Source organism: Pseudomonas sp. GR 6-02 (assembly GCF_001655615.1).
Classification (GTDB): domain Bacteria; phylum Pseudomonadota; class Gammaproteobacteria; order Pseudomonadales; family Pseudomonadaceae; genus Aquipseudomonas.
Genome location: NZ_CP011567.1, coordinates 4,690,140 through 4,716,470 on the forward strand (window position 1 = coordinate 4,690,140; position 26,331 = coordinate 4,716,470).

Below are 26,331 nucleotides of genomic sequence, written 5' to 3' on the forward strand. Positions count from 1 at the left end.
CCCCGCCGAATTCCCACAGAAAGCAAAAAGCCCCTTGGCATTTAAGCCAAGGGGCCTTGGGAGGTGCTGACCAGACGCTTCAGCTCAAATCATTTGGTCCATTCGGCAACGCGATCCGGGTGTTTAGCCACCCAATCTTTCGCTGCCGCTTCAGGCTTGGCACCGTCCTGAATCGCCAACATGACCTGGCCGATTTCGTCTTTCGACGCCCACTGGAAGTTCTTCAGGAACTTCGCGACTTCAGGCGCTTTGGTTGCCAGTTCTTTGCTGCCGATGCTGTTCACGGTTTCAGCTGCGCCGTAAACGCCTTTCGGGTCTTCCAGGAAGCGCAGTTTCCACTTGGCGAACATCCAGTGCGGCACCCAACCGGTGACGGCAATGGATTCGTTTTTCTTCTCGGCACGGGTCAGCTCGGCAATCATGCCGGCGCCGGAACTGGCCTTGAGGGTGTAATTGTCCAGACCGTAATCCTTGATGGCCTGATCGGTCTTGAGCATCACGCCTGAACCGGCGTCGATGCCGACGATACGGCCCTTGAAGCTCTCGTCGGTTTTCAGGTCCGCAATCGACTTGGCCTTGACGTACTCCGGCACGATCAGACCGATTTTCGCATCCTTGAAGTTCGGGCCGTAGTCGACGACCTGATCCTTGTTCTTCGCCCAGTATTCGCCGTGAGTCACAGGCAGCCACGCCGACAGCATGGCGTCGAGTTTGCCGGTGGCCACACCTTGCCACATGATCCCGGTGGCAACCGCTTGCAGTTTCACGTCATAACCGAGTTTCTGTTTGATCACTTCAGCAGCCACGTTGGTCGTGGCGACGCTGTCCGACCAGCCGTCCACATAACCGATCGTTACTGCCTTGCCTTCAGCGCTGGCTACGGTAGAACTGATTGCCAGCACCAAAGCGGCACCTGCGCCCAAGAGTCGTCGCATCTTCATCGTTACTTCCCCGAAAGTGCTGCACTCGACGGATGCCGAGTCGCTCAACGTATTTTTATGGTGCACAGCGCCCCCATCACGCCGACCGCAAACTCGCTCGATTATCAGTGGAGTACTGACGTGTCGATCATCAACCTGACGCCAACAGTGACCTGCTCTGCCAGCGACCTCAAGACATCGAGAAACGACATCAGAAGGCCATTAATCGCGACCGCTAAAAATGCATAGGCCATCCCGCCTGAACTTTGCATGTCAAAACCAAGCAGCCCACCAAGCGTAGGCCAAATGCAGGTAACATGCCCGGCTTTGCTCCCAGACGGCCTGAACATGCCCGCGACATCACGCTTTCCTTTTTTGGCTTATCTTTTCGCTTGCCTGCTGGGGCTGTTTGCCCTCGGCGGCTTCTGGTACGGCCTCGGCAAACCGGTGATCCTGCCGGACGTGGTCAGCGCAACGCACAAGCTGCAATGCGCCTCCTACACCCCGTTCGACAAGGACCAATCGCCATTCGACGTGCCGTTCAAACTGCGCCCCGAGCGCATGGACGCCGACCTCGCGCTGCTGGCGACCCGTTTCGAATGCATCCGCACCTATTCCATGACCGGCCTCCAGGATCTGCCCGACCTGGCGCGCAAGCACGGCTTGAAGCTGATGATCGGCGCCTGGGTCAACAGCAACCCGGTGGACACCGCCAAGGAAGTCGACCTGCTGATCGCCTCGGCCAATGCCAACCCGGATGTGGTGACCTCGGTCATCGTCGGCAACGAAGCCCTGCTGCGCAAGGAAGTCACCGGCGCGCAACTGGCAACGCTGATCAATAAAGTCAAAAGCCGGATCAAGCAACCAGTGACCTACGCCGACGTCTGGGAGTTCTGGCTCAAACATCCGGAAGTCGCCCCGGCAGTGGATTTCCTGACCATCCATTTATTGCCGTACTGGGAAGACGATCCGTCGAACATCGATGCTGCGCTGCAACATGTGGCAGAAGTGCGCCAGGTGTTCGGCAACAAGTTCGCGCCCAAGGACGTGATGATTGGCGAAACCGGCTGGCCGAGCGAAGGTCGTCAGCGCGAAACGGCGCTGCCGAGCCGGGTCAATGAAGCCAAGTTCATCCGCAGCTTTGTGATCATGGCCGAGCAGCAAGGCTGGCATTACAACCTGATCGAGGCGTTCGACCAGCCCTGGAAACGCGCCAGCGAAGGGGCGGTGGGCGGTTATTGGGGACTGTTCGATGCCGATCGCCAGGACAAGGGCGTGCTCGCCGGGCCGGTCTCGAACGTGCCGTACTGGTCGCAATGGCTGGCGGTGGGTGGCTTGATCTTCATCGGCACGCTGATCCTCGGCGGTCGGGTTCGCAGCACCCGCGCAGCGTTGGTGCTGCCACTGCTCGGTGCCCTGGCGGCCTGCTCGATTGGCGCCTGGGGCGACCTGGCCCGCGTCACCACCCGATTTGCCAGTGAATGGTTGTGGGTAGCGTTGCTGACGGGGTTGAACCTGTTGGTACTGGCCCATGCCGCGCTGACCTTGAGCGCCCGCACCGGTTGGCGTGGACGCGCCTTCAATGCACTGGAACGTCGAGCCGGCTGGTGGCTGGCAGCGACAGGTTTTGCCGCGGCGGTGATGATACTGGAACTGGTGTTCGACCCGCGTTATCGCAGCTTCCCGAGTGTCGCCTTCATCCTGCCGGCGCTGGTGTACCTGTGCCGGCCGGTGAGCGTGCCTCGTCGGGAAATCGCCGTACTGACCTTCATCATCGGCGCCGGCATTGCGCCGCAGCTGTTTCGTGAAGGTCTGCAGAATCAGCAGGCTTGGGGCTGGGCGCTGGTGAGTGTGTTGATGGTCGCGGCGTTGTGGCGCAGCTTGCGGGTTCGCAAAGGGTAATCAACACAGCAAGATCAAAAGATCGCAGCCTGCGGCAGCGCCTACAGGGAAACGCATATCCCCGTGTAGGAGCTGCCGCAGGCTGCGATCTTTTTTATGCCCGAACCAGACGCAAAGCAGCAATCACCACCGCAAACACCGCCAACGTGGTGGTGTACAACGCCAGCGCCGGAAACCCGAGCACCAGCGCCAGTACCGCCAGCCACCACCCTGCCCGCCCCGGCAGCACAAAACCGGTCACGGCTGCCGCCACTGCCGCCCAGCCCAGCACCTTGAAGTGAATCATCAAGCCCAGGTTCGAGCGCACCTGGCACTCCCAGCGGCTGGCCTCGTCAACGCAGATGCCGACCCATTGAGCATCCTCCATGAAGCCATAACGCGCGCCATAACTGGCGGCCAGCCACAATGGCAGAAGAACGAGCAGCAGAATCACGGGCAGACGGCGGGACATGAAGCACTCCAATAAACGAAATCGGCCGCCAGCTTAATCCCCCGCCCGTGGTAAGCAAATAACATCAATTAACTGTTCATGAAATAACTGCAAAGTGTATCGTCCCGCTACCGTTGCTCCGAAATCAGGCCTGTTTGCGGCCGATGCATGGCACTTTGGCCCAAATCCGATGGTCATAGCCTGCGAACTTCATCTGGCACCTTCCTCTAAGGGATCTAGTCATGCTCCGTTCCTTGCGCTTCGTCGCCCTGTTTGGCGGCTTGCTTTTAAGTGCGTCCGTACTGGCGGCCGATATTGACGCCGCCAGTTATGGCTACCCCCTGACCAACCCGTTCGAGGCGACCATCGCCACGACACCGCCCGACTTGCGCCCGGAATTGCCGCTGGATGAAGACATCAATCAGTCAGACCGCAGTGTCACGATGCGCCCGGAGCGTGAGTTCAATCTGCCGGACAACTTCTGGCCGGTGAAAAAACTCACCTATCGCATCGCCACGCAGGATCATGCCGCACCGTTGATCTTCCTGATCTCCGGCACCGGTGCACGCTATGACAGCACCCTCAACGAATACCTGAAAAAACTCTATTACAAGGCCGGCTATCACGTGGTGCAGCTGTCGTCGCCCACCAGCTTCGACTTCATGAGCGCCGCCTCGCGCTTCGCCACCCCGGGCGTAACCAAGGAAGATGCCGAAGACATGTACCGGGTGATGCAGGCCGTGCGGGCGCAAAACCCGAAGCTGCCGGTCACCGATTATTTCCTGACCGGTTATAGCCTCGGCGCCCTGGATGCGGCTTTCGTTGCACACCTGGATGAAACCCGTCGCAGCTTCAACTTCAAGAAAGTCTTGCTGCTCAACCCGCCGGTCAACCTTTACACCTCGGTCACCAACCTGGACAAGCTGGTACAGACCGAGGTCAAGGGCATCAACAACACCACCACTTTCTATGAGCTGGTGCTGGGGAAACTGACCCGCTACTTCCAGCAAAAGGGCTACATCGACCTTAACGATGCCCTGCTCTACGACTTCCAGCAGTCCAAGCAACACCTGAGCAACGAGCAGATGGCGATGCTGATCGGCACTTCGTTCCGTTTCTCGGCGGCGGACATCGCCTTTACCTCGGACCTGATCAACCGTCGCGGCCTGATCACGCCACCGAAATTCCCGATCACCGAAGGCACAACCCTCACGCCGTTCCTTAAGCGCGCGCTGCAGTGCGACTTCGACTGCTACATCACCGAGCAGGTCATCCCGATGTGGCGCGCCCGCACCGATGGTGGCAGCCTGCTGCAACTGATCGATCAGGTCAGCCTGTATGCACTGAAGGACTACCTGCACGACAGCCCGAAAATCGCCGTCATGCACAACGCCGACGACGTGATCCTCGGCCCTGGCGACCTGGGCTTTCTGCGCCGCACCTTTGGCGACCGTTTGACTGTTTATCCATTGGGCGGCCATTGCGGCAACCTCAACTATCGCGTCAACAGCGACGCCATGCTGGAGTTTTTCCGTGGCTAAATACTTCCTGCTGATCGCAGCGTTACTCTGTGCAGGCGTCGCCAATGCCGACAACAGCAAAGCCAACGCCCCAGTGGTGATCGATAAAGACGGCTTCAAGGAACCGCTGAGCAAACTCAAATTCAACCCGGGGCTGGATCAGCGCGAGTTCGAACGCTCATCGCTCAACGCACTGAACGTCTATGACCCGCTGGAGGAGTGGAACCGCCGCGTCTACCACTTCAACTACCGGTTCGACGAATGGGTGTTCCTGCCCGTGGTCAACGGCTATCGCTACGTCACCCCAAGTTTCCTGCGCACCGGCGTCAGCAACTTCTTCAACAACCTCGGTGATGTGCCGAACCTGGTGAACAGCCTGCTGCAATTCAAGGGGCAACGCTCGCTGGACACCACCGCGCGCCTGCTGCTCAACACCACCATCGGTGTCGCCGGCCTGTGGGATCCGGCCACCGCCATGGGCCTGCCGCGCCGCAATGAAGACTTCGGCCAGACCCTGGGCTTCTACGGCGTACCGGGCGGCGCCTACCTGGTGCTGCCAATCCTCGGCCCGTCGAACCTGCGCGACACCGCGGGCCTGGCGGTCGACTACACCGGCGAATCGGCGATCAATTTCCTGAACGTGTCCGAAGTCAGTTCCAACCACCCGGAAATCTGGGTACTGCGCGGCATCGACAAGCGCTATCAGAACGGCTTCCGCTACGGGCAGATGAACACACCGTTCGAGTATGAAAAAGTGCGCTACGTGTATACCGAGGCGCGCAAGCTGCAGATCGCCGAGTAACTTCGTCGACAACAAAAAAAGGCCATTCGATTTGCGTCGAATGGCCTTTTTCATGCGCGTGTATCAAACACCACCAATCACTGTAGGAGCGAGGCTTGCCCGCGAAGAACGATAACGCGGTCATTCAGTTCAACCGACGCGCTCCATTCGCGGGCAAGCCTCGCTCCTACGGGACTGACCAGGTTTCAGGCTTTCACTGTCTTCCAAACCCTGCTGACAGCCATTACCCCAATCAGCACCGCCGCCCCTGCCACAATCCCGGCCACTGCATTGAGCAACGTCGGCACGATAAACCCGGCCCCACCAGACGCTGCGGTGACACTTTCGATCCAGTGATGCACCACCGGCACGCCATGGGTCAGAATCCCGCCGCCGACCAGAAACATCGCCGCCGTGCCGATTACCGACAGACTTTTCATCATGTACGGCGCCGCGCGCAGAATCCCGTCGCCGATGCTTTTAGCCATCTGGCCCTGCTTCTGGGTCAGCCACAGGCCAAGGTCGTCGAGCTTGACGATGCCGGCCACCAGGCCATAGACGCCGATAGTCATGACGATGGCGATGCCCGAGAGCACGATCACTTGCTGGGTCAGTGAAGCGTCAGCCACCGTGCCTAACGTGATGGCGATGATTTCTGCCGACAAAATGAAATCGGTACGAATCGCCCCTTTGATCTTGTCCTTCTCGAACGCCACCAGATCGACTGCCGGGTTGGCCACGGCCTCGACCAGCTCTGCGTGTTCAGCCTGATCTTCGGCTTTGCTGTGCAGGAATTTGTGGGCGAGTTTTTCGAAGCCTTCGAAGCACAGGTAAGCGCCACCGACCATCAGCAACGGTGTGACCAGCCACGGAATGAACGCACTGATGGCCAACGCCGACGGTACCAGGATCAGCTTGTTGAGAAACGAGCCCTTGGCGACCGCCCATACCACCGGGATTTCCCGTTCGGCACGCACGCCGGAAACCTGCTGGGCGTTGAGCGCCAGATCGTCGCCCAGGACACCGGCGGTCTTCTTCGCGGCCATTTTGGTCATCAACGCTACATCGTCCAGTACGGTGGCGATGTCGTCGATCAGCACCAGCAAACTGCTTCCTGCCATGAATCGGGTTTCCTTCTTGAATGAATGGTGCGCAGCATAACGCGACCCGAGGCCACACGGGGCATTCTTGAGCGTCGCGCGAGGCCGGTGCTACCATGCGCAACCGCCAGAACAGGCAAGGAACCCCTTGGTTTATGAGCACTATCCGCGAGCGCAACAAAGAACTGATCCTGCGTGCCGCCAGTGAAGAATTTGCCGACAAGGGCTTCGCTGCGACCAAAACCAGTGACATCGCGGCCAAGGCCGGGCTGCCCAAGCCTAACGTCTACTACTACTTCAAATCCAAGGAAAACCTCTACCGCGAGGTCCTGGAAAGCATCATCGAGCCCATCCTGCAAGCCTCGACGCCGTTCAATGCCGACGGCGTGCCCAGCGAAGTGCTCAGTGGCTACATCCGCTCGAAAATCCGCATATCCCGCGACCTGCCCTTCGCCTCCAAGGTGTTTGCCAGCGAAATCATGCACGGCGCCCCGCATTTGAGCCCCGACCTGGTCGAGCAGCTCAACGGCCAGGCCAGGCACAACATCGACTGCATCCAGACCTGGATCGACCGCGGCCAGATCGCCCCGATCGACCCCAACCACCTGATGTTCAGCATTTGGGCCGCGACCCAGACCTACGCCGATTTCGACTGGCAGATTTCTGCAGTGACCGGCAAGGCCAAGCTGGATGAGGCCGACTATGAAGCGGCGGCGCAGACAATTATCCGGTTGGTGCTCAAGGGATGTGAGCCGGACTGATAGCGGCCCAGGATCAATGCCGACTCGGCAGTCCATGAAAACTGCCGGTCGGGATTGCGTGTTTGCGCCCTCTAAACCTTCGGCAGCGGATTCAACACCACGGCTGCCTTGGGCTTTCTGAAGAAGATCCAGTAGACGATCGTGAGGATCAGCAGGAAAGGCACACCGAATACCAAGGTCATTTTGAAGGCATCGGTGAAGTAGGTGGTGATCATCACCGCGCCCATCAGCAGCAGCCCCAACAGCGTGGTGTACGGGAACAGGCGCATGCGAAAGGACAGTTTCCGTTCACCGTTGCGCTCGTGGTAGCGACGGAAACAGTAGTGGGTCAGGAAGATCATGAACCAGGTGAAGATCGCGCCGAACATCGAGATCGCCATCATCAAGGTGAAGGAGCTTTCCGGGTACAGCACATTGAGCAACGTTGCCAGGGCAATGCCGGAGCTCGACAGCAACAAGGCATTCAGCGGGATTCCGGTCTTGCTCAACACCCCCATGGACTTGGGTGCATAACCGCCGCGGGACAGGCTGAACATCATGCGGGTGGTGATGTAGAGCTGACTGTTCATCGCCGACAACGCCGCAATCAGGATCACGAAATTCATCACGCCGGTTGCGCCGGGAATGCCGATGGTCTGCATGACGGTGACGAACGGGCTCTGCGCTTGACCGGCCTGGACCCACGGCACAATCGCCAGCATCAGGGCCAGGGTCAGCAGGTAGAACACCACCAGCCGCACGATGGTCGCACGAAAAGCCTTCTTCACCGCCCGCTCCGGGTCCTGCGCCTCGCCAGCGGCCACTGCGATCATTTCCACGCTCAGATAGCTGAAGATCGAGACGATCACCGCAATCCACATGCCTTGCAGACCATTGGGAAAGAAGCCGCCGTGGGCGGTGTAATTGTGCACGCCGTAATCCGCGTTGCCGGATCCGAACACCACATACACCGCGAGGATGATGAAGCCGACAATCGCACCGATCTTGATGGTCGAGAACCAGTACTCGAAGGTGCCGAAGGTTTTCACGCTGATGGCGTTGAGCACGATCAGCATGCTCGAGAACGAAACAATCCAGATCCATTCCGGCACGTTGGCGAACCAGTACTTCATGTACATCGCCACCGCCGTCACTTCCGTACCCACTGCCAGCACAATCGCCGCCCAATAGGCATAGCGCACCAGGAACCCGGCCAATGGGCTGACATAGAATTCGGCATAGGCGCCGAACGAGCCGGAGGTCGAATGGGCCACCGTCATTTCCGCCAGACAGCCCATCAACAGCAGGGTGATGATCGCGCCAATCGCGTAGCTGAGCAAAACACTCGGCCCGGCATAACCAATGGCGTAGGCACTGCCCATGAACAGCCCGGTGCCAATCGCACCGCCAATGGCGATCATGCTCATCTGACCCGAGGTGAGCTGGCGCCTGAGGCCCTGCTCACGCTTGGAGATGTTTTCAAAACCGGCGTTATCGGTCATTTTTCTTTCCTCTGAATATTGTCTTTCTTGAAGAGAGCAAATCGTTTGGGTTGCCGGTGGGGATCAGCCACGGATCAGAAAATATTCAGCGGATACTCGATGATCACCCGGACTTCGTTGTTGTCGGTGGTGTCCGCCCGGGCCACCTGGGCGGTGGAACGTATACTGGCCTGACGCACACGTATCGACAGGTCCTTGGCCTTGCCCTCCTGCACCACGTAGCGCGCTTCAAGGTCGCGTTCCCAGCGTTTGCCGTCACTGCCGTAACGCCCATAGGCACCATTGGGGCCACCGTCGTAGTGGCTGTCGTCGATATGGTCACCGCTCACATAGCGCGACATGAAGCTCAGGCCCGGCACGCCAAAGGGCGCCATGTCCAGGTCATAACGCAGCTGCCAGGAGCGTTCATTGGGCGCGTTGAAATCGAGGATCTGTACCGAGTTGGCAAGGTATATCGAGGTGCCCGGCTGCTGATCGAAGCCGAGATAATCGAACGGTTCATCGCCATCGACCCGTTGGTAGGCCAGGGTCAAGCGGTGCGCGCCAACCTTGTAAGCGGCGGCCAGGGACCAGGTGGTGTTGTCGATCTTGCCGGCCAGGCGTTGGCCATAGTCGTTGGTGCGATAGAGGTTGAAATCCAGGTTCAGCGACTGGTTTCCGCTCAGGGCATACCTGTAGTTGGCGTTGGCGTAGTACTGCCGCCAGATATCAGCGAACTGCGAACCGTACAGGCTGACGCTCAATTGATCGCTCAGGGCATAACTGCCGCCCAGATAATCGACGCTGCGGGTTTCCACCCCGGCATACAGTGCCTTGAGGGCGCCATCGTCGTTGGTCGACGCACTGTCATTGCCCGAGGTGAAGTGCCCGGCATCGAGTTGCAGTCCTTTCAACTCGTTGCTGGTCAGCTGGAAACCATTGGCGTAGGTGGTGAACAGGCGCGCCGAGCCGGTGCCGAACACCGGGTTGAGCGGTGTCAGATTGCCGTATTTGAGTTCGGTCTTCGAGATCCGCGCCTTGAGCGCGCCACCCGCTTCGGAATACTCATCCTCGGCGCGTCCATCGGAACCGACCGGCAACAAACCGGTGCCGGAACGCCCCCTGCCGCTGTCGAGCTCGAGACCCAACTGCGCGTAGGCGTCGACTCCGAAACCCACTGTGCCCTGGGTATAGCCGGAACGATAATCAAGCATAAGTCCGTGGGCCCACTCCTCCCGATAGTTCTGGCCGCCCGGGTTGTTGAGGTTGTTGCGGTAGAAATAGAAATTGCGATGGGTCAGGGTCAGGCTGCTGTCTTCAACGAATCCATTGTCGGGTGCGGCATGGGCCACTTGGCCGAGACAGCTGGTAATGGCGAGCGGCAAGGCGGGCCAAAGGGACAATTTCATTCTGCGTGTTCCTTATTATTGTGTTTTCACAGAAGTGCTTATCGGAGGCGACCGAAGCCCTGCTGCCGGGAAATTCGCGGCAGCAAGACAAAGGCGTCGGGGGGTATCAGGTGACGCTGTGGCGGATCTGGAATTGCTCTTGCGACCAGGTTTTCTGATCTAGTATTTCGCCGAGGATCTGCACCGCATCCCAGACCTCGGTGAAGCGGGTGTACAGCGGGGTGAAGCCGAACCGCATGATCCGCGGCTCGCGGTAGTCGCCGATCACGCCACGGGCGATCAAGGCCTGGATCACCGCATAACCCTGGGGATGTTCGAAGCTGACATGGCTGCCACGCTTGGCGTGTTCGCGCGGAGTGACCAGGGTCAGCTCGTGAGCGGCGCAGCGCTGCTCGACCAACTGGATGAACAGGTCCGTCAGCGCCAGGGACTTGCTGCGCAGGCTGGCCATGTCGGTCTGGGCGAAGACATCCAGACCACACTCGATCATCGCCAATGAAGTGATGGGCTGGGTGCCGCACAAATAGCGGGCGATTCCGCTGCTCGGCTGGTAATGCGACTCCATGGCAAACTGCCGCGAATGACCGAACCAGCCGGACAGCGGTTGCGCCACCAGATCGCACAACTCAGGGGAAACCCAGACGAAAGCTTGCGAGCCCGGACCGCCATTGAGGTACTTGTAGGTGCAACCGATGGCGTAGTCGGCGCGCGCCTGATGCAGGTCGACCGGCACCGCCCCGGCGGAATGCGCCAGGTCCCAGATGGCCAGCGCGCCGCATTCATGGGTCAGCGCGGTCAGGGCCTGCATGTCGTGCATGTAGCCGGTCTTGTAGTTGACGTGGGTGAGCATGACCACCGCGGTGTCCTGGTCAATCGCTTGCGGCAGCTCTTGCGGGCTGTCGACCAGACGCAGGCTGTAGCCCTGCTGCAGCATGTCCGCCAGACCTTCGGCGATATACAGGTCAGTCGGAAAGTTGCTGGTCTCGCTGACGATCACCCGCCGCGTCGGCGCCCGCATGGCCTGCACGCGCAGGGCGGCGCTGAGTACCTTGAACAGGTTGATCGAGGTGGTGTCGGTCACCACCACTTCGCCGTCACCGGCGCCAATCAGCCCCGCCAGTCGATTGCCCAGACGCTCAGGCAAATCGCGCCAGCCAGCGCTGTTCCAACTGCGGATCAGGCCATTGCCCCATTCATCGGCGATCACTGCCTGAGCACGCGCCAGCGCTGCGACCGGGCGCGCGCCGAGGGAGTTGCCGTCGAGATAGATCACCCCTTCGGGGAGCGCAAACTGCTGACGCAGAGGGGCCAGAGCGTCCTGCGCATCAAGCGTCAGACAATCGTTTCTTGTAGTCATTGGGTGTCCTGCTTTTTGAAAGAAGTGCCGTCCGGGCAGATCGCAATAGTCGGGTGTGAGTGTCGTGTTTCAGGCGTTATTTGCGCCTTCACGATGAGGAAATAATGAACGAAGCTTTAGAGAATTTTCGTGCAAAGTAAGCAGCCATCTAGTATTTATCTCGTAGAAAATTCGAATCCAACGCCAAATATCGAGGATTTATTCTATCCATGACTCTCGACCCGACAGACCTGCGGATCCTGCATCTCTTGCAACGTGACGGCCGTATCAGCAACCACGAAATGGCAGAAAAGGTCGCACTGTCGCCGTCGGCCTGTTTGCGCCGTTTACGCCTGCTGGAAAGTGAAGGAATCATCACCGGCTATCGCGCGATGCTGAACGCAGAGAAGCTGGGAGTCGAACTGGAAGCCATCGTCCATGTGTCATTGCGACAGGACGTCGAGGACTGGCACGAGACCTTCATCAAGAAGGTCCAGTTGTGGCCGGAAGTGGTCACCGCCTACGTGATTACCGGGGCGAGCAACTATGTGCTGCGGGTCCAGGCGCGCAACGTCAAACACTTCTCCGACTTCATCGTCAACCAACTGAACCGCACGGCGGGGGTGACTGATATCCGCTCGGAAATCGTGTTGCAGAAAATCAAGGAGCGGGAGACGTTGCTTGATTTGGTGGTGCGTAAGTGAGCACCAGTTAATGGATATCGATGATCAGGTGATCAATTGTGGCGAGGGAGCTTGCTCCCGCTGGAGCGCGAAGCGGTCCTGAAATTCGCAACCGAGGTTTGTCAGAGATCCCCCATCCGCAGGCTTTAGGGCTGCTTCGCAGCCCAGCGGGAGCAAGCTCCCTCGCCACAAATAGAGCTTCATCAGGCTGCTGTCGCAGATCTGATTCAATTCTGGACACCGGGATATTCAGCCCCCGCGCATGCGCCGGGCTTCGTTACGCTGCAAGGTCGTGCTGGGGGACTCGTCGAACAACTTGCGGTATTCGGCGGAAAAACGTCCCAAATGCGTAAAGCCCCAGCCCATGGCAATCGCAGAAATATTGCGCGCCGAGCCGTGTTCGAGGATTTCCTGGCGCACAGCGTTCAACCGGTACTTTTTCAGGTAGACCATCGGCGACAGGGCGAAGTACTTCTTGAACGCCTCGCACAGCTTGAAACGCGAGACCCCGGCCGCGACCTCGATATCCTCCAGGTGCAAGGCTTCGCGAGCATTGTCGTGAATGTATTGCTTGGCCCTGATCAGGTAGTGCGGCAGTTTCACGCCGAGCACGTTGCGCAATTCTTCGGAGTAGTTGTTCGGCTGGGCGAGGATCAAGCCTTTGATCAATGAGCTTTCGATGTCCCGAGTGAAGACCACCTGTTCGTACAGTTCATTGCTGCGTTCCAGCTCCGCGATGAAATAACGCGCCATGCGCCACCACGAGGCCGACGCGCCGTCCACCGCATCCATCACCGGCTCGAAACGCAGCGGCGTATCCAGCGGTCGCTGCAGCAGGCCCTCCAGCGACTCGCTCATGGCGACGCGGGTGATCACCACCTGAACTTTGCGGCAGTCGCCGGAGATCGCCAGCATCTGGTTCTCGTTCGGGGAAATAATCACCCCTTGATCGCGGTTGGATTTCGACACGCTGCCGTTCTTGCTCAGCTCCTGCTCGCCCACCAAAGGCAAACTCAGGCTGTAACTGCTGAAGTGCTCGGCGTCTTCGATATCGATGGTGACATCGGTGCCGTACGAGAGCGTGCCCAGGGTCGTGGCCATCGACTTGAACACATTGGCGCTGTGATGAAAGCGGATCCGCTCGGGCGTCGAAGTCTGGAGGGGTGCGGTCCGCAGATACCAGACATCCAGTTCCTCGCACCCTCGAGGTCATAGTGATCGATACGAATGTCGCGAAACTGCGGATCAGCGTTGCTACTCATCACGGCGCACCCACGGCAAAGGCTATTGAACTATCGGCAAGGCCCGATCCTTGGCCATACGCATCCGGTAAAAACCGAAGATGATCAACACCCACACCGGTATGGCGAAGACTGAAGCGCGTATCCCTGGAATCATCAGCATGACGCAGACAATCATGGCCATGAAGGCCAGGCACAAGTAATTGCTGTAAGGGAACCAGAACGCCTTGAAGCCCGGCACGATACCTCGCTGGCCCATGATTTTGCGAAATTTCAGGTGCGTCAGGCTGATCATCGCCCAGTTGATCATCAGCGATGCGACCACCAGCGCAAAGAGCAACTCAAGCGCTTCATGCGGGGCGAGGTAGTTAACCAGCACGGACAGCATGGTGATCAACGCAGATACGCCCAGCGCCAGTAGAGGCACGCCCTGCTTGTTCAGTTTCATCAGCGCCTTGGGTGCGTCGCCCTGTTCGGCCAGGCCATAGAGCATGCGGCTGTTGCAGTAGACGCCACTGTTATAGACAGAGAGTGCCGCGGTGAGCACCACGAAATTGAGGATGTGCGCTGCGGTGTCGCTGCCGATCAAGGAGAAGATCTGCACGAACGGGCTGCCGCTATAGGCATCGCCCGAAGCGCCCAGTGTCTGTAGCAGTTGATCCCACGGATACAGCGACAACAACACGGTGAGTGCGCCGACGTAGAAGATCAGCACGCGATAAACCACCTGGTTGATCGCCTTGGGAATCACCTTACCCGGCTCGCTGGCTTCAGCGGCGGTGATGCCGACCAGTTCCAGGCCGCCGAAGGAGAACATGATGAACGCCATGGACATCAGCAACCCAGTGGTGCCGTTGGGAAAGAAGCCGCCGTGACTCCACAGATTGCTGACCGAGGCCTGCGGGCCGCCCGTTCCGCTGAACAACATGTAGCAGCCCAGGACGATCATGCCAATGATCGCGACGACCTTGATGATTGCGAACCAGAACTCCATTTCGCCGAAGACTTTGACGTTCATCATATTGATCAAATTGACCAGGACGAAGAACACTGCCGCGCTGACCCAGGAGGGGACTTCCGGCCACCAGAACTGCACGTACTTGCCGACAGCCGTCAACTCGGCCATGCCCACCAGCACATACAGCACCCAGTAGTTCCAGCCGGACAGAAAGCCGGCATAGCCGCCCCAGTACTTGTGGGCAAAATGACTGAAGGAGCCGGCCACCGGTTCCTCGACAATCATCTCGCCCAGCTGGCGCATGATCAGAAAGGCGATGAAGCCGGCAATCGCATAGCCGAGGATCATCGACGGCCCGGCCGATTTGAGTACTCCGGCAGAGCCGAGAAACAACCCGGTCCCTATCGCTCCGCCCAATGCGATCAGCTGAATATGACGATTTTTCAGCCCTCGCTTGAGCTCGCCTTGCCTCAAGATTTCATCCGCCATCTGGTTACCTTTTAATTGTTATGGTCAGGCATGGTTTGAATGCGTCAATTTACTCAATTGCCGCTCGGTTTAAGCGTTCCAACATCATTCTCGGTAAATTAAAGAGTTGAGCGCACTCGCCACAACTCCGGGAACAACACGGTATCGAGCATCTTGCGCAGATAACCGACACCTTCTGTGCCACCGGTCCCTGGTTGAAAGCCGATGATCCGCTCGACCGTGGTCACATGCCGGAAGCGCCATTGACGGAACGAGTCCTCAAGGTCGATGAGTTTCTCCGCCAGCTGATAGAGATCCCAATAACGCGAAGGGTCAGTGTAGACCTCGCGCCAGGCGGCTTCGACCGACGCGTCATGCGCCGTCGGACTGCTCGGATCGCGCTCGAAACGCTGTGGGTCGATGGTCAAGCCTGCGCTGGCCATCAAGCGAATCGCCTCGTCATACAGCGACGGTGTGGCGATCGCCTTTTCAAGCGCCTGCAACAGTTCCGGCCGATGCGCATGGGGGCGCAACAGGGTCGCGCTTTTGTTGCCCAGAATGAATTCGATCTCGCGGTACTGGAACGACTGAAAGCCCGATGACTGCCCCAGAAACGGCCGTATCGCGTGGTACTCGGTGGGTGTCATGGTGGCCAGCACCGTCCAGGCATGCACCAGTTGATCAAAAATCCGCGAGACCCGCGCCAGCATCTTGAACGCGGGCGGCAACTCTCCCTGTCGAATGTGTTCACGAGCGGCTTTGAGCTCGTGCAGCATCAGCTTCATCCACAGCTCTGACGTCTGATGCTGGATGATGAACAGCATCTCGTTATGGTCCGGAGATAACGGGTGCTGTGCGCTGAGAATGCGCCCCAGATCCAGGTAGTCGCCGTAGCTCATGGAGTCGGAAAAATTCAGCTCGGCGTTATGCCATTCTTCCGTCTGGTTTGCAGTTGAATAGGGGCATTGGCTCATTGAGTCGGCTCCTCAAGTTGCGGTTTATTCAGTGGACGCAAAATTGCCCTGACCGGACTGGCGTCCAGATGGGCAAAACGCAGCGGCAGCGCGATCAATTCATAGTCCCCTTCCGGGACGTCATCGAGCACGATGCCCTCGAGGATGGCCATGCCATGTCGGGCTACGGCATTGTGCGAATCCATGGTTTTGGATTGCTGAGGGTCCAGCGATGGCGTATCGATACCGATCAAGCGCACACCGAGGTTCGCCAGCAGGTCGACGGTTTCTTTGGCGACGGCGGTGAAATCCGGATCCCAGGCGCTCAATGGCGCTTGTTGCCAGGTGCGCAGCAGCACCCGTTCAGGCAGGTCTTGCAAGCGACCTTCAAGCTGCTCGGGGTGTACCAGCCGGCCGCTATTCAGGCAATGCAGCACACGGCAAGGCCCCATATAGACATCGAGCGATACATCGCCAATGGCCACTCCATCAGCGCTGTAATGCAGCGGCGCGTCGACATGGGCCCCCGTGTGAGGTGACAGGGTGATACGCCCGACATTTACCGGACACTCGGGTCCGAACGTCCAAACGCGCTCTTCCTGGAAAGGTGTGTCACCCGGCCAGGTAGGTGTAGCGGTGCTCAGAGGCGGGCTGATATCCCACCACGACAGTGTTGTTTTCATTGTAAAGCTCTCGGCCTGTTCCGAGAGAATGATACGAGTGATACCTATGAATTTTCTTGCGAAAATATTCGGCAACAGCCAAATGTTTCGCACAAAATTCTAAAAATCCGGAATTTACCGGATGGAAATTTCAACGGAGAAAGCAGGCAGCTAAAAAGCTGTTTTCGTCCGCAAGGCACTTTCGCGAGCAAGCTCGCGAAAGCGGTAAATCAGGCGCCGAAGATCAACCAGCCACCCCCGCATCCGCCTTCAACCCCTGCCCCTCGATCGCGCGGATCGCACATTGCTCATCGACATCTGACAGATCACCGCTGATGCCCACCGCTCCCAACACAGTCCCGTCCTGATCCCGAACCAACACGCCGCCGGGTACCGGGACGACGCTGCCCTGCCCCAGACTATTCAGCGCGGCGAAGAAGGCCGGGCGTTGTTGGGCGTCCTGTGCCAGCAGGCGTGAGCCCTTGCCCAGGGCAATCGCGCCCCAGGCCTTGCCGATGGCGATCTGCGGACGCAGCAGGCTGGCGCCGTCTTCACGTTGCAGCGTTATCAGGTGCCCGCCGGCATCCAGTACTGCAACGGTCAATGGCGCGGCAGAGATCGCCCGCCCCGCAGTGATGGCCTGATCGGCCAGGTTGACTGCGACTTTCAAGGTTAAAGCGCTCATGGTGCCGTCCTCATTTTGTTATAGGGAAAGCCGTTGGATTGCTTTGTGTTGCGCAATCCGATGTAACAAATAGAACACAATGAATTATTTTTTTGTATACAATAATTTTCGAAAAGCGCGACATGCGACGAAAAGCCACAGTTATTTGGGCTTCCGACGAATGAAACAGCCGCTTGAGAAAATGGATTGACCTGCGCCGTCCGCCGTGAATACACTCTGCGCAAAGCCACTTGTATACAATTACAAAACGTAAGAGGCACAAAACCATGAGCAAAATGAGAGCAATCGAAGCCGCCGTTCTGGTGATGCGCCGCGAAGGGGTCGATACCGCTTTTGGCATCCCGGGCGCCGCGATCAACCCGCTGTACTCCGCCTTGCAGAAGGTCGGTGGCATCGATCACGTCCTCGCTCGCCACGTTGAAGGCGCCTCGCACATGGCCGAGGGTTACACCCGCACCAAGGCCGGCAACATCGGCGTGTGCATCGGCACATCGGGACCTGCCGGTACTGACATGGTCACCGGGCTCTACAGCGCTTCGGCCGACTCGATCCCGATCCTGTGCATCACCGGGCAAGCACCGCGGGCCCGTATGCACAAGGAAGACTTCCAGGCCGTCGACATCACCAGCATAGTCAAGCCGGTCACCAAGTGGGCGACCACGGTTCTGGAGCCGGGCCAGGTGCCTTACGCGTTCCAGAAAGCCTTCTATGAGATGCGTTCCGGCCGTCCGGGCCCGGTGCTGATCGACCTGCCGTTCGATGTGCAGATGGCCGAAATCGAATTCGACATCGACGCCTACCAGCCGCTGCCATTGGCCAAGCCGAGCGCGACCCGCGTGCAGGTGGAAAAAGCCCTGGCCATGCTCGACCAGGCTGAACGCCCATTGCTGGTGGCCGGTGGCGGCATCATCAATGCCGACGCCAGCGAGTTGCTGGTGGAGTTCGCCGAGCTGACCGGTATTCCGGTCATCCCGACCCTGATGGGCTGGGGCACCATCCCGGACGATCACCCGTTGATGGTCGGCATGGTCGGGTTGCAAACCTCGCACCGCTATGGCAACGCCACGATGTTGAAGTCCGACGTGGTGCTGGGCGTCGGTAACCGCTGGGCCAACCGTCACACCGGTTCGGTCGACGTTTACACCGAAGGCCGCAAATTCATCCACGTCGACATCGAACCGACCCAGATCGGCCGCGTGTTCACCCCGGACCTGGGCATCGTGTCCGACGCCGCTGCCGCGTTGACCGTGTTCATCGAAGTCGCTCGCGAGTGGCAAGCCGCTGGCAAGCTGAAAAACCGCAGCGCCTGGCTGCAAGACTGTCAGCAGCGCAAAGCCAGCCTGCAGCGCAAGACTCACTTCGACAACGTGCCGGTCAAGCCGCAGCGCGTTTACGAAGAGATGAACCAGGTGTTCGGCAAGGACACCTGCTACGTCAGCACCATCGGTCTGTCGCAGATTGCCGGCGCGCAGTTCCTGCACGTCTACAAACCGCGTCACTGGATCAACTGCGGCCAGGCCGGCCCGTTGGGCTGGACCATTCCGGCCGCGCTCGGCGTGGTCAAGGCCGATCCGACCCGCAAGGTGGTGGCGCTCTCGGGCGACTACGACTTCCAGTTCATGATCGAAGAACTGGCGGTGGGCGCGCAGTTCAAGCTGCCGTACATCCACGTCGTGGTGAACAACTCGTACCTGGGGCTGATCCGTCAGGCGCAGCGCGGTTTCGACATGGACTACTGCGTGCAGCTGTCCTTCGACAACCTCAACGCTCCAGAGCTCAACGGCTACGGTGTCGACCATGTCGCGGTCGCCGAAGGCCTGGGTTGCAAGGCCCTGCGGGTATTCGAACCGGGCCAGATCCAGCCTGCCCTGCGCAAGGCTCAGGAGATGATCGAAGAGTTCAAGGTGCCGGTAATCGTCGAGATCATTCTGGAGCGCGTGACCAACATTTCCATGGGCACCGAAATCAACGCCGTCAACGAATTCGAAGACCTGGCGCTGGTCGGCAACGATGCGCCAACGGCGATTTCGCTGCTCGATTAACTGCTGATCGTTCCCCTGTGGGAGCCGGCTTGCTGGCGATGGCGATGTGTCAATCACATCAATGTCGATTGATACACCTCCATCGCCAGCAAGCCGGCTCCCACAGGAGGCCTCACACATATACGGGAGACCACCATGCCGCGTTTCGCAGCCAACCTGTCCATGCTGTTCACCGAGCAGGATTTTCTTGCCCGTTTCGACGCTGCCGCCAAGGCCGGCTTCAGTGGTGTCGAATACCTGTTCCCCTATGACTTCAGCTCTGCCGAAATCAAGGCCAGGCTCGATGCCAACGGTCTGACCCAGGTGTTGTTCAACCTTCCGGCCGGTGACTGGGCCAAGGGCGAACGCGGTATCGCGTGCCTGCCGGATCGGGTCGAAGAGTTCCGCGCCGGTGTCGATCTGGCCATTGCCTACGCCCAAGTGCTGGGCAACACCCAGGTCAACTGCCTGGCCGGTATTCGTCCACAAGGCGTCGACGAGGCCACCGTGGAAAAAACCTTCGTCGCCAACCTCAAGTACGCGGCCGACAAGCTGCAAGCGGCGGGCATCAAACTGGTGATGGAAGCGATCAACACCCGCGACATTCCGGGCTTCTACCTGAACAACACGGCGCAAGCCCTGTCGATTCGCGAACAGGTCGGCAGTGCCAACCTGTTCCTGCAATACGACATCTATCACATGCAAATCATGGAAGGCGACCTGGCCCGCACCATGGCCGCGCACCTGGACGAGATCAACCACGTGCAATTGGCAGACAACCCAGGGCGCAACGAACCGGGCACAGGTGAAATCAACTACCGCTTCCTGTTCGAACATCTGGACCGCATCGGTTATCAGGGTTGGGTCGGCTGTGAATACAAGCCGCTGACCACGACTGAAGCGGGCCTGGGCTGGTTGAAAACCCATAACGCGATCTGATGTTGAAACAGAACCATTGTGGCGAGGGGGCTTGTCGGAACGCCGCACCGCCCCGTTCGGCTGCGAAGCAGTCGTAAACCTGCGAGCAAGTTTTATCTGGCACACCACGGCGGTTGGTTTGGGGTCGCTTCGCAACCCAGCGGGAGCAAGCTCCCTCGCCACAGAATGTGGTCTACCTCCGCTACGCGCACATTATTTGGCGACACAAAAACAAGAGGATTTTCTCATGGCTAAAATCGGATTTATCGGCACCGGCATCATGGGCCACCCAATGGCGTTGAACCTGCAGAAAGCCGGTCACAGCCTGTTCCTGTCGGCGCACCACGACGCCGCCCCTGCCGATCTGCTGGCTGCTGGCGCCGTTGCGCTGGCCAACCCGAAAGAAGTCGCCCAGGAAGCCGAATTCATCATCGTCATGGTGCCGGATACCCCGCAGGTCGATGACGTGCTGTTCCGCGCCGACGGTGTTGCGGCGGGTGTCAGCAAGGGCAAAGTCGTGATCGACATGAGCTCGATCTCGCCGACCGCCACCAAAACCTTCGCCGCCAAAATCAACGAGAAAGGCGCGCAATACCTCGACGCACCAGTTTCCGGCGGTGAAGTCGGCGCCAAGGCTGCGACCCTGAGCATCATGGTCGGTGGTGAAGCCGATGCCTTCGAACGCGCCCTGCCGCTGTTCCAGGCCATGGGCAAGAACATTACCCTGGTCGGTGGCAACGGCGATGGGCAAACCGCGAAAGTGGCGAACCAGATCATCGTCGCGCTGAACATCCAGGCCGTGGCCGAAGCGCTGCTGTTCGCCTCGAAAAACGGTGCCGACCCAGCGAAGGTGCGTGAAGCGCTGATGGGTGGTTTCGCCTCGTCGAAGATCCTGGAAGTTCACGGCGAGCGCATGATCAAGGGCACCTTCGACCCGGGCTTCCGCATCAGCCTGCACCAGAAGGACCTGAACCTGGCCCTGGCCGGTGCGCGCGAGCTGAACATCAACCTGCCGAACACCGCCAATACCCAACAGGTGTTCAGCACCTGTGCGGCCATCGGTGGCAGCAACTGGGATCACTCGGCGCTGATCAAGGGCCTGGAACACATGGCGAATTTCTCGATTCGCGACAAGAAGTAAGCCCTGCCCCAAACCGCATCAAACCTGCAGGAGCGAGCCTGTGGCGAGGGGGCTTGCCCCCGTTTGAGTGCGTAGCACTCACAAGATCTTCAGTGCATCACAGATTTTGGGGCTGCTTCGCAACCCAACGGGGCGGTGCGGCGTTCCGACAAGCCCCCTCGCCACAGAGTCGCTCCCACAGGGTCCGCGACAAACCCAATAACAAGAATTCCGGGAGCCCGCCATGTCGGTCAATCCGCAACAATTGCTGCGCGAGCTGTTTGCCACAGCCATCGACGCGGCCCATCCGCAGCATGTCCTTGAAGCCCATTTGCCAACCGACCGCAGCGGTCGGGTGATCGTCATCGGCGCCGGTAAAGCCGCCGCAGCCATGGCCCAGGTGGTCGAACGCTGCTGGCAGGGTGAAGTGTCTGGCCTGGTGGTGACCCGCTACGGCCACGGCGCCCCGTGCGAAAAAATCGAAGTGGTCGAAGCCGCGCACCCGGTGCCGGACGCTGCCGGTCTGGCCGTCGCGAAACGGGTTCTGGAACTGGTCAGCAACCTGAGCGAAGACGACCGTGTGATCTTCCTGCTCTCGGGCGGTGGCTCTGCCCTGCTCGCCTTGCCCGCCGCCGGCATCACCCTCGCCGACAAGCAATCGATCAACAAAGCGCTGCTCAAATCCGGCGCGACCATCGGCGAGATGAACTGCGTGCGCAAGCACCTCTCGGCGATCAAGGGTGGGCGTCTGGGCAAAGCCTGCTGGCCCGCCACGGTTTACACCTATGCGATTTCCGATGTGCCGGGCGACCTCGCCACGGTCATCGCCTCCGGCCCCACCGTGGCCGACCCGAGCACCTCGGCTGAAGCGTTGGCGATCCTCAAGCGTTATGCCATCGAAGTCCCGGCCTCGGTGCGCACCTGGCTGCAAAGTCCCGAGTCGGAGACGGTCAAACCTGGCGATCCGAGCCTGGCCCGCAGTCATTTCCAATTGATCGCCCGCCCACAGCAGTCACTGGAAGCGGCGGCGGTGAAAGCCCGTCAGGCGGGTTTCAGCCCGTTGATTCTCGGCGACCTGGAAGGTGAATCCCGGGAAGTGGCGAAGGTCCACGCCGGCATTGCGCGGCAGATCGTCCAGCACGGCCAGCCGCTGGCGGCGCCGTGCGTGATTCTGTCCGGCGGCGAAACCACCGTCACCGTGCGCGGCAATGGCCGTGGCGGGCGCAACGCCGAATTCCTGTTGAGCCTGACCGACAGCCTCAAAGGCCTGCCCGGCGTCTACGCCCTGGCCGGTGACACCGACGGCATCGACGGCTCCGAAGACAATGCCGGCGCGATCATGATTCCGGACAGCTATGCCCGCGCCGCCGCTCTCGGCCTCGCTGCCTGCGATGAGCTGGACAACAACAATGGCTATGGCTACTTCGCGGCGCTCGATGCACTGATCGTCACCGAGCCAACCCGCACCAACGTCAACGACTTCCGCGCCATTCTGATTCTCGAGAGCCCTAATCATGACGCCTGACAAGAAGGTCAAAATCCTCGCCACCCTCGGCCCGGCCACCGACGGGATCGACGATATCCGTGAACTGGTGCGCGCCGGGGTCAATATCTTTCGCCTGAACTTCAGCCACGGCGATCACGCCGACCATGCGCAGCGCTATCAGTGGATTCGTGAAGTCGAGCGCCAGCTGAATTATCCGCTGGGGATTCTGATGGACCTGCAAGGCCCGAAACTGCGGGTCGGCAAATTCGCCCAGGGCAAAGTGCAGCTATATCGCGGCCAGGCGCTGCGCCTGGATCTGGATGCAACGCCGGGGGACGAGCGCCGGGTCAACCTGCCCCACCCGGAAATCATCGCCGCGCTGGAGCCCGGCATGGACTTGCTGCTGGATGACGGCAAGCTGCGCCTGCGGGTGGTGACCAAGTACGCCGACGCCATCGACACCACGGTGCTCAACGGCGGCGAACTGTCGGACCGCAAAGGCGTCAACGTGCCGCAAGCGGTGCTCGACCTGAGCCCGCTGACCGCCAAGGACCGCCGTGATTTGAGCTTCGGTCTGGAGCTGGGGGTGGACTGGGTCGCGCTGTCGTTCGTGCAACGCCCGGAAGACATCCGCGAAGCCCGCGCGCTGATCGGCGACAAAGCGTTCTTGATGGCCAAGATCGAGAAGCCATCGGCCGTGACTCAGCTGCGGGAAATCGCTGAATTGAGCGATGCGATCATGGTCGCTCGCGGTGATCTGGGCGTGGAAGTGCCGGCCGAAAGCGTGCCGCAGATTCAGAAAAACATCATCGGCACCTGCCGCCAACTCGGCAAACCGGTGGTGGTGGCGACGCAGATGCTGGAGTCGATGCGCTTCTCCCCGGCCCCGACCCGCGCCGAAGTCACCGACGTCGCCAACGCGGTGGCCGAAGGCGCGGACGCGGTGATGCTGTCGGCGGAAACCGCGTCTGGCGAGTACCCGCTGGAAGCCGTGCAGATGATGAGCAAGATCATCCGCCAGGTGGAAAACGGCCCGGATTATCAGACCCAACTGGACGTGAGCCGGCCAAAAGCCGAGGCCACGGTGTCGGACGCCATCAGTTGCGCGATCCGCCGCATCAGCAACGTGCTGCCGGTGGCGGTGCTGGTGAACTACAGCGAGTCCGGCACTTCGAGCCTGCGGGCCGCACGGGAGCGGCCGACGGTGCCGATCCTCAACCTGACGCCAAACCTGCAAACCGCCCGGCGATTGACGGTGGCGTGGGGCGTGCACTCGGTGGTCAACGATCGACTGCGACAGGTGGATGAAGTGTGCTCGACGGCGCTGGAAATCGCCCAGGCTCAGGGGATGGCTCAGCGCGGGGATACGCTGCTGATTACCGCGGGCGTGCCCTTTGGGCAGCCGGGGTCAACCAATTCGTTGCGCATCGAGACATTGCTCTAAAGAACTCCCCCTGTAAGAGCTACCCCGGTAAGAACTACCCCTGTGGCGAGGGAGCTCGCTCCCGCTCGGCTGCGAAGCAGTCGTCGCTTTGGCATGACGGTTTCAACAGAAAGACCGCATTGCTGATTTCAGGGCTGCTCCGCAGCCCAGCGGGAGCAAGCTCCCTCGCCACAGGTTTGTGCAAGACCCTGGATTTTCCTCTGCCCTAGACCCCACCCATGCCTGCCAACCACTTCAACACCCACTGCCCCGACTGGGCGACCGCCCTGCTTAACGGCTTCAGCCAGATCTTTCTCCAGCGCCATCCGCTGAGCGGGCTGTTGTGTCTGTTAGCGATTCTTTTCACCGCGCCCGCTCTGCTCGGCGGTGCGCTGCTGGGCGGTGTCGCCGGGTTGCTTACCGCGCAACGTCGCGGGTATGCCAAGGCGGATCGTCAGGCCGGGCTGTTCAGTTACAACGGTATTTTGCTCGGCCTGCTGCTGAGCCTGTATTTCCCATGGTCAGCACTGTTGCCACCGCTGATCATCGCCTGCGGCGGCCTGAGTGCGATGCTCACTCAGCAATGGCTCAAAGGTGCTCGCGATCATCAATGTCTACCGGCGTACACCGCACCCTTCGTTGGGTTGAGCTGGTTATTGCTCGGCTTTGCCGCACCACAGCAACCCGCGCCGCTGATCGAACTGAACACCCTCAACCTGCTCACTGCCGAATTGAAAGGCCTGGGGCAAGTCATGTTTCTCGGCCATCCCCTGGCCGGCGCGCTGATTGCCGCCGGATTACTGATCGCTGATCGCCACGCCTTTGTGTGGGCGCTGCTGGGCTCCGCTGCCGGCCTCGGATTTGCCCTTCTGCATGGCGAAACTTCAAATGCCTTGCAGGGTTTGAGCGGTTACAACGCGGTACTCGCCGCCCTCGCCTTCAGCCCGCAACGCCGCCAACCCTGGCTGCCGCTGCTCGGCATTCTGCTCGCGGTATTGCTCACGCCGGGGTTCGCCGCACTGGGCCTGGCAACGCTGACCGCGCCGTTCATTCTTGCCTGCTGGCTGATTCGCGCTGGCATTCGGGTGTTGCGTCAGTCCGCCATGGACAGCGCACCTTGCGCTGGCGGGGAGAATCACCCTAGGCTGCGCTGATTCTCGATTCAGGCGTTATCCATGGACAGCAGCAAAAACTGGCGTGAAGAGCTTTACGTCATGATCTTCCAGACCGACACCCGGGCCGGTCGGCGCTTCGACAGCATCTTGCTGTTGATCATCCTCGCCAGCCTGGTGATCGTGGTTCTGGACAGTATCGACAGCGTTCACCAGAACTACGCCGACGTGCTGGCGTACATCGAATGGGGCTTCACCGTCATTTTCGTCATCGAATACGGCCTGCGCCTGTATTGCTCGCCCAAGCCGCTGCGCTACGCGTTCAGCTTCTATGGACTGGTGGATTTGCTCGCGATCGTGCCGGGTATTCTCGCGCTGTATTACAGCGATGCGCAGTACCTGCTGATCATCCGGATCATACGAATGCTGCGGATTTTCCGCGTGCTCAAGCTCAGCCCGTATCTGAAACAAGCCAACTATTTGATGTCGGCGTTGCGCGGCAGCAAGCAGAAAATCGTCGTATTTCTGCTCAGCGTCAGCACCCTGGTGACGGTGTTCGGCACCTTGATGTACGTGATCGAAGGCCCGGAGCACGGCTTCACCAGCATCCCCAAAGGGATCTATTGGGCTATCGTGACGCTGACCACCGTGGGTTTTGGCGACATCGTGCCCAAGACGCCGCTGGGCCAGGTGATTTCATCCCTGGTGATGATCACCGGTTACTCGATCATCGCTGTGCCGACGGGGATCTTTACCGCGGAACTGGCCAACGCCATGCGCGGTGATCAACTGCAACACGATTGCCCGGTCTGCAAGAAAAACAGCCACGAGCACAGCGCGGCGTTCTGCTCTCGTTGTGGCAATGCGTTGTTCAAGAAAATGGAATAAGCAAAGTGTTTTTTAATCTTTAAGCGACTATGCGAGTCCGGCTATAGTCGCTGGCAAATTGCCAATAATCTCCATCGAACACGTTTGATAAAAC

General features: G+C 59.7%; 22 protein-coding genes and 1 pseudogene. 12 read left to right on the plus strand and 11 right to left on the minus strand.

Going from position 1 to position 26,331, the window contains the following annotated elements:
• Positions 1 to 89: 89 nt before the first annotated feature.
• Positions 90 to 941, minus strand: a complete 852-nt coding sequence (locus tag PGR6_RS20545; protein ID WP_018925103.1) for a glycine betaine ABC transporter substrate-binding protein — start codon at positions 939 to 941, stop codon at positions 90 to 92.
• 285 nt (positions 942 to 1,226) lie between these two features.
• Here PGR6_RS20545 and PGR6_RS20555 point away from each other — a divergent pair, with 285 nt between their 5' ends.
• On the plus strand, positions 1,227 to 2,822 hold the full coding sequence (locus tag PGR6_RS20555) for a glycoside hydrolase family 17 protein (RefSeq protein WP_064619392.1): 1,596 nt from the start codon (positions 1,227 to 1,229) through the stop codon (positions 2,820 to 2,822).
• A 94-nt stretch (positions 2,823 to 2,916) separates the two neighbouring features.
• On the opposite strand, the gene PGR6_RS20560 is transcribed toward PGR6_RS20555, so the two are convergent.
• Positions 2,917 to 3,273 carry a hypothetical protein gene (locus PGR6_RS20560; protein WP_019579618.1) on the minus strand — a complete coding sequence of 119 codons (357 nt, stop codon included), beginning with the start codon at positions 3,271 to 3,273 and terminating at the stop codon, positions 2,917 to 2,919.
• A gap of 221 nt (positions 3,274 to 3,494) precedes the next feature.
• Here PGR6_RS20560 and PGR6_RS20565 point away from each other — a divergent pair, with 221 nt between their 5' ends.
• Together PGR6_RS20565 and PGR6_RS20570 are read left to right on the plus strand one after the other, a co-directional pair.
• Entirely contained in the window at positions 3,495 to 4,793 is a 1,299-nt protein-coding gene (locus PGR6_RS20565; protein WP_018925099.1) for a serine protein kinase PrkA, read from the plus strand.
• Positions 4,786 to 5,574, plus strand: coding sequence for an MlaA family lipoprotein (locus PGR6_RS20570; RefSeq protein ID WP_064619395.1), 789 nt, complete (start codon positions 4,786 to 4,788; stop codon positions 5,572 to 5,574). The genes PGR6_RS20565 and PGR6_RS20570 overlap by 8 nt, the downstream gene beginning before the upstream one ends.
• Before the next feature lie 185 nt (positions 5,575 to 5,759).
• Here PGR6_RS20570 and PGR6_RS20575 read toward each other — a convergent pair whose 3' ends face one another.
• The gene (locus tag PGR6_RS20575) at positions 5,760 to 6,674 is read right to left on the minus strand and encodes a DUF808 domain-containing protein (protein ID WP_064619398.1); all 915 of its coding nucleotides are present in this window, start codon (positions 6,672 to 6,674) and stop codon (positions 5,760 to 5,762) included.
• Positions 6,675 to 6,808: 134 nt separating this feature from the next.
• On the opposite strand from PGR6_RS20575, the gene PGR6_RS20580 reads away from it, so the two are divergent.
• Positions 6,809 to 7,414 carry a TetR/AcrR family transcriptional regulator gene (locus PGR6_RS20580; protein ID WP_007939160.1) on the plus strand — a complete coding sequence of 202 codons (606 nt, stop codon included), beginning with the start codon at positions 6,809 to 6,811 and terminating at the stop codon, positions 7,412 to 7,414.
• A 71-nt stretch (positions 7,415 to 7,485) separates the two neighbouring features.
• Here the strand turns inward: PGR6_RS20580 and PGR6_RS20585 are convergent, their stop codons facing one another.
• The 3 genes from PGR6_RS20585 to kynU all read right to left on the minus strand — a co-directional run bounded on the left by PGR6_RS20585 (position 7,486) and on the right by kynU (position 11,640).
• Positions 7,486 to 8,895 carry an amino acid permease gene (locus PGR6_RS20585; RefSeq protein WP_064619401.1) on the minus strand — a complete coding sequence of 470 codons (1,410 nt, stop codon included), beginning with the start codon at positions 8,893 to 8,895 and terminating at the stop codon, positions 7,486 to 7,488.
• Positions 8,896 to 8,969: 74 nt separating this feature from the next.
• Entirely contained in the window at positions 8,970 to 10,283 is a 1,314-nt protein-coding gene (locus tag PGR6_RS20590; protein ID WP_064619404.1) for an OprD family porin, read from the minus strand.
• A gap of 106 nt (positions 10,284 to 10,389) precedes the next feature.
• On the minus strand, positions 10,390 to 11,640 hold the full coding sequence (kynU, locus tag PGR6_RS20595) for a kynureninase (protein WP_064619408.1): 1,251 nt from the start codon (positions 11,638 to 11,640) through the stop codon (positions 10,390 to 10,392).
• A gap of 209 nt (positions 11,641 to 11,849) precedes the next feature.
• Here kynU and PGR6_RS20600 point away from each other — a divergent pair, with 209 nt between their 5' ends.
• On the plus strand, positions 11,850 to 12,323 hold the full coding sequence (locus PGR6_RS20600; protein ID WP_007939165.1) for an Lrp/AsnC family transcriptional regulator: 474 nt from the start codon (positions 11,850 to 11,852) through the stop codon (positions 12,321 to 12,323).
• 228 nt (positions 12,324 to 12,551) lie between these two features.
• Here PGR6_RS20600 and PGR6_RS20605 read toward each other — a convergent pair.
• The 5 genes and pseudogenes from PGR6_RS20605 to PGR6_RS20625 all read right to left on the minus strand — a co-directional run bounded on the left by PGR6_RS20605 (position 12,552) and on the right by PGR6_RS20625 (position 17,269).
• Positions 12,552 to 13,564: pseudogene (locus PGR6_RS20605) on the minus strand (helix-turn-helix domain-containing protein).
• A 22-nt stretch (positions 13,565 to 13,586) separates the two neighbouring features.
• On the minus strand, positions 13,587 to 14,990 hold the full coding sequence (locus PGR6_RS20610; protein ID WP_019579611.1) for an amino acid permease: 1,404 nt from the start codon (positions 14,988 to 14,990) through the stop codon (positions 13,587 to 13,589).
• Positions 14,991 to 15,088: 98 nt separating this feature from the next.
• Positions 15,089 to 15,943, minus strand: a complete 855-nt coding sequence (kynA, locus tag PGR6_RS20615) for a tryptophan 2,3-dioxygenase (RefSeq protein WP_064619411.1) — start codon at positions 15,941 to 15,943, stop codon at positions 15,089 to 15,091.
• A complete protein-coding gene (kynB, locus tag PGR6_RS20620) occupies positions 15,940 to 16,605 on the minus strand; it encodes an arylformamidase (RefSeq protein ID WP_026286331.1) in 666 nt (221 codons plus the stop codon). Before kynB ends, kynA begins: the two co-directional genes overlap by 4 nt.
• Positions 16,606 to 16,828: 223 nt before the next feature.
• Positions 16,829 to 17,269 (minus strand): GlcG/HbpS family heme-binding protein, encoded by a 441-nt coding sequence (locus PGR6_RS20625; RefSeq protein ID WP_007939170.1) that lies wholly within the window; start codon positions 17,267 to 17,269, stop codon positions 16,829 to 16,831.
• Positions 17,270 to 17,535: 266 nt separating this feature from the next.
• Between PGR6_RS20625 and gcl the strand changes: the two genes are divergently transcribed.
• From gcl to PGR6_RS20660, 7 genes are all read left to right on the plus strand, one after another.
• Complete coding sequence (gene gcl / locus PGR6_RS20630) at positions 17,536 to 19,311, plus strand: glyoxylate carboligase (RefSeq protein ID WP_018925088.1); 1,776 nt, start codon at positions 17,536 to 17,538, stop codon at positions 19,309 to 19,311.
• A gap of 135 nt (positions 19,312 to 19,446) precedes the next feature.
• Complete coding sequence (gene hyi, locus PGR6_RS20635) at positions 19,447 to 20,229, plus strand: hydroxypyruvate isomerase (RefSeq protein WP_018925087.1); 783 nt, start codon at positions 19,447 to 19,449, stop codon at positions 20,227 to 20,229.
• Between the two features lie 226 nt (positions 20,230 to 20,455).
• A complete protein-coding gene (locus PGR6_RS20640) occupies positions 20,456 to 21,349 on the plus strand; it encodes a 2-hydroxy-3-oxopropionate reductase (RefSeq protein WP_018925086.1) in 894 nt (297 codons plus the stop codon).
• A gap of 223 nt (positions 21,350 to 21,572) precedes the next feature.
• Positions 21,573 to 22,853, plus strand: coding sequence for a glycerate kinase type-2 family protein (locus PGR6_RS20645; RefSeq protein ID WP_064619414.1), 1,281 nt, complete (start codon positions 21,573 to 21,575; stop codon positions 22,851 to 22,853).
• Positions 22,843 to 24,258, plus strand: coding sequence for a pyruvate kinase (pyk, locus tag PGR6_RS20650; protein ID WP_019648133.1), 1,416 nt, complete (start codon positions 22,843 to 22,845; stop codon positions 24,256 to 24,258). The genes PGR6_RS20645 and pyk overlap by 11 nt, the downstream gene beginning before the upstream one ends.
• Positions 24,259 to 24,476: 218 nt before the next feature.
• Complete coding sequence (locus tag PGR6_RS20655; RefSeq protein ID WP_064619417.1) at positions 24,477 to 25,391, plus strand: urea transporter; 915 nt, start codon at positions 24,477 to 24,479, stop codon at positions 25,389 to 25,391.
• A 21-nt stretch (positions 25,392 to 25,412) separates the two neighbouring features.
• Positions 25,413 to 26,237 carry an ion transporter gene (locus PGR6_RS20660; RefSeq protein ID WP_064619420.1) on the plus strand — a complete coding sequence of 275 codons (825 nt, stop codon included), beginning with the start codon at positions 25,413 to 25,415 and terminating at the stop codon, positions 26,235 to 26,237.
• Positions 26,238 to 26,331 lie beyond the last annotated feature (94 nt).

Bases quoted from the DNA above. Each gene is read 5' to 3' on its own strand.
- PGR6_RS20625 (WP_007939170.1), bottom strand. From the start codon at position 17,269: ATGAGCGCTTTAACCTTGAAAGTCGCAGTCAACCTGGCCGATCAGGCC.
- PGR6_RS20580 (WP_007939160.1), top strand. From the start codon at position 6,809: ATGAGCACTATCCGCGAGCGCAACAAAGAACTGATCCTGCGTGCCGCC.
- PGR6_RS20640 (WP_018925086.1), top strand. From the start codon at position 20,456: ATGGCTAAAATCGGATTTATCGGCACCGGCATCATGGGCCACCCAATG.
- PGR6_RS20585 (WP_064619401.1), bottom strand. From the start codon at position 8,895: ATGACCGATAACGCCGGTTTTGAAAACATCTCCAAGCGTGAGCAGGGC.
- PGR6_RS20565 (WP_018925099.1), top strand. From the start codon at position 3,495: ATGCTCCGTTCCTTGCGCTTCGTCGCCCTGTTTGGCGGCTTGCTTTTA.
- PGR6_RS20545 (WP_018925103.1), bottom strand. From the start codon at position 941: ATGAAGATGCGACGACTCTTGGGCGCAGGTGCCGCTTTGGTGCTGGCA.
- kynB (WP_026286331.1), bottom strand. From the start codon at position 16,605: ATGAAAACAACACTGTCGTGGTGGGATATCAGCCCGCCTCTGAGCACC.
- PGR6_RS20655 (WP_064619417.1), top strand. From the start codon at position 24,477: ATGCCTGCCAACCACTTCAACACCCACTGCCCCGACTGGGCGACCGCC.
- hyi (WP_018925087.1), top strand. From the start codon at position 19,447: ATGCCGCGTTTCGCAGCCAACCTGTCCATGCTGTTCACCGAGCAGGAT.
- kynU (WP_064619408.1), bottom strand. From the start codon at position 11,640: ATGACTACAAGAAACGATTGTCTGACGCTTGATGCGCAGGACGCTCTG.
- PGR6_RS20645 (WP_064619414.1), top strand. From the start codon at position 21,573: ATGTCGGTCAATCCGCAACAATTGCTGCGCGAGCTGTTTGCCACAGCC.
- PGR6_RS20660 (WP_064619420.1), top strand. From the start codon at position 25,413: ATGGACAGCAGCAAAAACTGGCGTGAAGAGCTTTACGTCATGATCTTC.
- PGR6_RS20590 (WP_064619404.1), bottom strand. From the start codon at position 10,283: ATGAAATTGTCCCTTTGGCCCGCCTTGCCGCTCGCCATTACCAGCTGT.
- gcl (WP_018925088.1), top strand. From the start codon at position 17,536: ATGAGCAAAATGAGAGCAATCGAAGCCGCCGTTCTGGTGATGCGCCGC.
- pyk (WP_019648133.1), top strand. From the start codon at position 22,843: ATGACGCCTGACAAGAAGGTCAAAATCCTCGCCACCCTCGGCCCGGCC.
- PGR6_RS20610 (WP_019579611.1), bottom strand. From the start codon at position 14,990: ATGGCGGATGAAATCTTGAGGCAAGGCGAGCTCAAGCGAGGGCTGAAA.
- PGR6_RS20560 (WP_019579618.1), bottom strand. From the start codon at position 3,273: ATGTCCCGCCGTCTGCCCGTGATTCTGCTGCTCGTTCTTCTGCCATTG.
- PGR6_RS20600 (WP_007939165.1), top strand. From the start codon at position 11,850: ATGACTCTCGACCCGACAGACCTGCGGATCCTGCATCTCTTGCAACGT.
- kynA (WP_064619411.1), bottom strand. From the start codon at position 15,943: ATGAGCCAATGCCCCTATTCAACTGCAAACCAGACGGAAGAATGGCAT.
- PGR6_RS20555 (WP_064619392.1), top strand. From the start codon at position 1,227: ATGCAGGTAACATGCCCGGCTTTGCTCCCAGACGGCCTGAACATGCCC.
- PGR6_RS20575 (WP_064619398.1), bottom strand. From the start codon at position 6,674: ATGGCAGGAAGCAGTTTGCTGGTGCTGATCGACGACATCGCCACCGTA.